This is a genomic window from Niallia sp. HCP3S3_B10, from assembly GCF_052064465.1.
GTDB classification, from domain to species: domain Bacteria; phylum Bacillota; class Bacilli; order Bacillales; family Cytobacillaceae; genus Niallia; species Niallia hominis.
In genome coordinates this window covers 1-5449 of record NZ_JBQHVO010000108.1, presented here as the reverse complement: position 1 = coordinate 5449, position 5449 = coordinate 1, and the positions used below count along the sequence as shown (strand labels likewise).

Below are 5449 nucleotides of genomic sequence, written 5' to 3'. Positions count from 1 at the left end.
TCACGTTTATCACCACTTTTATATAGTTAAACCCATTATAGAACATAAGTTCCTGTTAATCAATTTATCAACAACAGACTTTAACAGAGCCAAAATTTTAATAAAATATTATTTTTTCACACGACATGTAAAATCCAGTCCAAACATAATAACTGGGTTCCTATACTTTATAGTTAAAACTCTAGTACTGATGGAACTAGGTTTATTCGTCTGTTTTATAAACGGTTCAAGCGTATTTAGGTGGTAGGAATTTTGTTCTTTACGTGTCATAATTCCTTCTACTTTTTAGAATATAAGGAGAATAGGAGAACCATTCCTCTGTTTCCTACTCATCACTCACCAGAAGGAATGGTAATCGGTGCTGATGTACATAACGGGACTCCAAAATTAGGAGAACCATCGGCATTCCAATTGAATTTTTGAATTCTAGCACTTCGTCGCTGGCTTCCTCCTTCTGATTCGGAAGTAGCATGATAAACAATCCAATCTTCTGTCCCGTCAGGAGATTGTGTAAAACTATTATGGCCAGGAGCAAATACCTTATTTTCGATACTTTTCTTGAACACAGGCTCAGTAGATTTAAGCCAAACTTCGGGATTCATGACATCCATATTCTCAGAGATTGTTAACATTCCCAAACTATAATCATCAGACCAAGTGGTACTAGCAGAATAGATTAGAAACAATTTATTATTCCTCTTTAACATTACAGGTCCCTCATTAATCGCCATTCCACCTTGCTTTTCCCAATTATACTCAGGTTTTGATAATAATACGTTGGGACCAGTAAGTGTCCACGGATTTTCCATCTCAACTATATATAGAGCTGATCCATACGCAGGAAAGTTCCCATATCCAGCATATACAAAATAAAGACAACCTTTATGTTCAAAAATCGTTCCATCTAAACCAGGATATTCTGTATTTACATATCCTCTGTCTATCCAATTCCCGCCAAACGGATCTTCCGCCGAATTCTCTAGCACAAATATCTTCCTTGATTGATCATCCCCTATCCCGTCATTTGCCGTGAAATATATATACCATTTCCCATTTATCCGATGAATTTCTGGAGCCCAAATATTAGCACAATTGATTCCTTCACTCGGAGCAGTCCAAATCGTTTTACAATTACCTTGTGCCATTCCACTTAATGTTGGCGACTTCCATAAATCAAGCCTTGTCCTTTTTGTGACCATAAAATAGTAAGTATCTTTATCCTTATACACCCATGGATCTGCCCCAGGTTCTAGAATCGGGTTATAAAAAGTTGATTTCCCCATAACTTCCTCCTCTTACTACGTTTATAAACTAGAAAACTACATTGCAAATATACTTTTAATAAAGCCTTTGAGTTAGAATCGAAATAATGAGGGCTTTAGTGTAAGGAAATGCTGTTAAGGAAAGCGTTTTCAAATTATAAAAAGGCTTGAACACTTTCTGCTTTAAATAGATATAGCCTCTCTTTTAATAAACCAACTAAATGCTAAAACATGATGCCATTACACATTTTCTCCCCATTTAATCTTATTGAATTTTTATTTCTGTTTGTTTTGGCATTCAATATATCTTTTAAAGTAAGTTCATAATGGTGGCTTCTGGTTTTAAACAGCTGCCATCAAGGAAGAAGGAGTAAGCTCTATTACTCCATTATATTCCCTTTGTTTAGGACCTTGTTCCACCACCTTGTATAATCTTAGCCGCTTATGATATTTCTATCTTAAATAATCCTCGAATTCTATAACATATCCCTACTCTCACCTAAAGTTACCCAATATATTTATTCTCTACCGTCTCTTTCTTTTCCTTTTAAAATTGAATAGGCTACACTTTTTTATGTCAAGTAGATTACAAATCATATATTTGGTGGAGATTCTACTTGACTATAAGAGAATACCGAACGTGTACTGAGAATCTCTAAAATAAATCGTGCAACTGTAACAAACATCTAAAGTATTTTCTATTTATTGGAATATTTTCAGGGTTTTAATAAATAATAAAACGTATCAGAAATTATTTATTCCTAAAGGGAGCTTAAGAAATGGTGTTAAAAGAAAAGGTTTCTTTAAACCAATTATTCAACCTTGTTATTGGATTTAATTTAGGTAGTTCTCTAATTATAGGAATTGGTGTAGATGCAAAACAAGATGCTTGGATTACTGTTTTATGTTCTTCCATAATTGGTATTTTCATTACCTTATTTTACTATCATTTTCACGAAATATTACCTAATAAAAACTTTTCTGAAATGATTGAATACATATTAAATCGTCCAATTTCCATGTTGATTACGTATATATATACTATCTATTTTTTTTATTTAGCAACTAGGGTTATTCGTGATTTTGGAGAATTGGTAACAACATTTATTCTTCCTATCACTCCTGTAGAAATTTGTAATTTTAGCTTAATAGTAATCCTTACCTACATCATCTATTTAGGAATGGAAGTCTTAGGAAGAGTAACAGAAGTATTTACACCATACGCCATTTTGTTCCTTATCATTATGACCTTTCTATTAATTGGAGATGGTGACATAAAATTAGAGAGAATTACACCTATTTTAGCTACAGGTATAACACCAGTGTTAGATACCATTTTCCCGTATGAACTCATTAGACCATATGGTCAATTATTTACATTAACATTTTTATTCTCTAATTTGCCACAACAAAAATATGTACGACATACATTAATTTACTCTGTAATTTCATCCGGCTTTTGGTTGACGATAGGAACTCTAATTATAACTACTTCTTTAGGCACTTCCATCGCAATTCGAAGTAATTTTCCACTTGTAAGTGCATCTCGCTTAATTAACATAGGCGATTTCTTACAAAGATTAGATGCATTCGCCGTGTTTATTATCGCATTAGGTGTGATTATTAAAATTTGTATTTTTTCCTTTGCAGGTTTAAAAGGTTTAGAATACATCTTTAAAATCCCCTATCGAGTATTAGTCGTTCCAACCATGTGTATTTTATCCCTGTATTCCACCTTTATTAGTTTCGACCTTTCTGACCATATCACCGAATCAGTAACGGTAGTTCCATATTTTTTAAGCTTACCTTTATTTTTTCTATTACCTAGTTTATTTATGTTATTAGCAATAATTAAACTGAATTTTAAGTCACAGTGACAACCCGAAATTTGTCGATAAATATAGGTATATCTGTATCTATCCTACGCAAATGGATTAATCAATTTCGATTTAAATAAGGAATATTCCCAAATGAAGTTCGTTCATTTGTCCTCCCAAAAAATATATGCGGTGTAATTGTATTCATTTTTCTTTACAATGTTGCCATCACAATCACTTAAAAATACAGCATTGCAATCTTATTAACTCCCTGTCAACATAATTCAAGGTATCACTATGACAGAGAATCAATATACTCGCAGATGAAAAAAATCAATCATGATGAGTATTTAGAATGGTGGAGGATAACAATAGCGAACTCACTCAGCTTGCAGAAAAGAAAAATGACATGATCTCCATGCTTGAAAGTAATCGACAAGTTAAAAGAAGAGCTTCTTCCATTTCTTAACTTTGATTGCTAACGTCCGAAATTCTACATCGTCTCATCAATATAATCAATGTAAAAGAAGACGGCACACCGGTTATTCATTACCGATTTGCCGCCCCGACATTTGTATAGAAGCATGATTTCCCCTTATCGGGAGCCTGCTTCTTCTTTTAAAATCATCTGCGATACTACCTCAACATGCGCCGTATGCGGAAACATATCCACCGGCTGTAAATACTCCACCTTATAATCCTTAGATAAATAATCAATATCCTTCGCCAAAGTAGATGGATAATTTTAAGTCACAGTGACAACCCGAAATTTGTCGATAACTATAGGTATTTCTGTAACTATCATACGTAAATGGATTACTCAATTTCGATTTAAGTGAGGAATTTTCCAATGAAGTTCGTTCATTTGTCCTCCCAAAACTTATATGCGGTGTAATTGTATTCATTTTTCTTTACAATGTTGCCATCACAACTTAAAAATACAGAATCGCAATCTTATTAACTCCCTGTCGACATAATTCAATGTATCACTGTGACAGAGAATCAATATGCTCGCAAATGAAAAAATCATCATGATGAGTATTTAGAAATCGTGGTGGATAATAATAGCGAACTCACTCAGCTTGCAGAAAAGAAAAATGACATGATCTCCATGCTTGAAAGTAATCGACAAGTTAAAAGAAGAGCTTCTTCTATTTTTTAACTTTCATCGAACTAACGTCCGAAATTCTACATCGTCTCATCAATATAATCAATGTAAAAGAAGACGGCACACCGGTTATTTATTACCGATTTGCCGCCCCAACATTTGTATAGAAGCAGGATTTCCCTTTATCGGGAGCCTGCTTCATTTTTTAAATCATCTGCGATACTACCTCAACATGTGTTTTGATAGAATGATGATACTAAAACGCGTAAAATCGATTTTGCGTAATGATGTACCCCCTATAATCTCCCCTCAACAATGACTTTAATCAAGCAATAATTCTATTTGAAGGTCCTTTATTTTAATAAAGTATTTTTCTTTCTCTTTTTATAAGCTCTTCACATTTTTTTTGGACATCTTTACACATATTAATTTTCCCAACAATTTTTAAACCTCTTATTCTAATACGAGCAATAATCTTATTTAGCAATTGCCTAAATTCTTCTTTATGCATCCCATCAAAGCTTTTAACATCATTTATTAATTGATAGTCTTTTTCATCTATTAATAAATTCTCATTCTTATCTTCAAACCATTCTTTCCAATATTTTTCTTCACTTACTGTAACTCCCATAATCCTTTTGTTGTTAATAATTTTAATTTTAAGTCACAGTGACAACCCGAAATTTGTCGATAACTATAGGTATATCTGTATCTATCCTACGCAAATGGATTAATCAATTTCGATTTAAATAAGGAATATTCCCAAATGAAGTTCGTTCATTTGTCCTCCCAAAAAATATATGCGGTGTAATTGTAGTCATTTTTCTTTACAATGTTGCCATCACAATCACTTAAAAATACAGCATTGCAATCTTATTAACTCCCTGTCAACATAATTCAAGGTATCACTATGACAGTGAATCAATATACTCGCAGATGAAAAAAATCAATCATGATGAGTATTTAGAATGGTGGAGGATAACAATAGCGAACTCACTCAGCTTGCAGAAAAGAAAAATGACATGATCTCCATGCTTGAAAGTAATCGACAAGTTAAAAGAAGAGCTTCTTCCATTTCTTAACTTTGATTGCTAACGTCCGAAATTCTACATCGTCTCATCAATATAATCAATGTAAAAGAAGACGGCACACCGGTTGTTCATTACCGATTTGCCGCCCCGACATTTGTATAGAAGCATGATTTCCCCTTATCGGGAGCCTGCTTCTTCTTTTAAAATCATCTGCGATACTACCTCAACATG

Annotated in this window: 3 protein-coding genes and 1 pseudogene; 1 reads left to right on the top strand and 3 read right to left on the bottom strand. The window is 33.3% G+C overall.

Features of this window, described 5'->3' with window-relative positions:
- Positions 1-332 precede the first annotated feature (332 nt).
- Entirely contained in the window at positions 333-1283 is a 951-nt protein-coding gene (locus ACTNDN_RS24285; protein WP_031539999.1) for a glycoside hydrolase family 43 protein, read from the bottom strand.
- 758 nt (positions 1284-2041) lie between these two features.
- Between ACTNDN_RS24285 and ACTNDN_RS24280 the strand changes: the two genes are divergently transcribed.
- Positions 2042-3139, top strand: a complete 1098-nt coding sequence (locus ACTNDN_RS24280; RefSeq protein ID WP_441132523.1) for a GerAB/ArcD/ProY family transporter — start codon at positions 2042-2044, stop codon at positions 3137-3139.
- A 535-nt stretch (positions 3140-3674) separates the two neighbouring features.
- Here ACTNDN_RS24280 and ACTNDN_RS24275 read toward each other — a convergent pair.
- A pseudogene (locus ACTNDN_RS24275) lies at positions 3675-3818 on the bottom strand (hypothetical protein); the annotation flags it as partial.
- 727 nt (positions 3819-4545) lie between these two features.
- The gene (locus tag ACTNDN_RS24270; RefSeq protein WP_441132521.1) at positions 4546-4818 is read right to left on the bottom strand and encodes a hypothetical protein; all 273 of its coding nucleotides are present in this window, start codon (positions 4816-4818) and stop codon (positions 4546-4548) included.
- Positions 4819-5449 lie beyond the last annotated feature (631 nt).

Coding starts and splice junctions, on each gene's coding strand:
- ACTNDN_RS24285 (WP_031539999.1), bottom strand. CDS start 1,283: ATGGGGAAATCAACTTTTTATAACCCGATTCTAGAACCTGGGGCAGAT.
- ACTNDN_RS24270 (WP_441132521.1), bottom strand. CDS start 4,818: ATGGGAGTTACAGTAAGTGAAGAAAAATATTGGAAAGAATGGTTTGAA.
- ACTNDN_RS24280 (WP_441132523.1), top strand. CDS start 2,042: ATGGTGTTAAAAGAAAAGGTTTCTTTAAACCAATTATTCAACCTTGTT.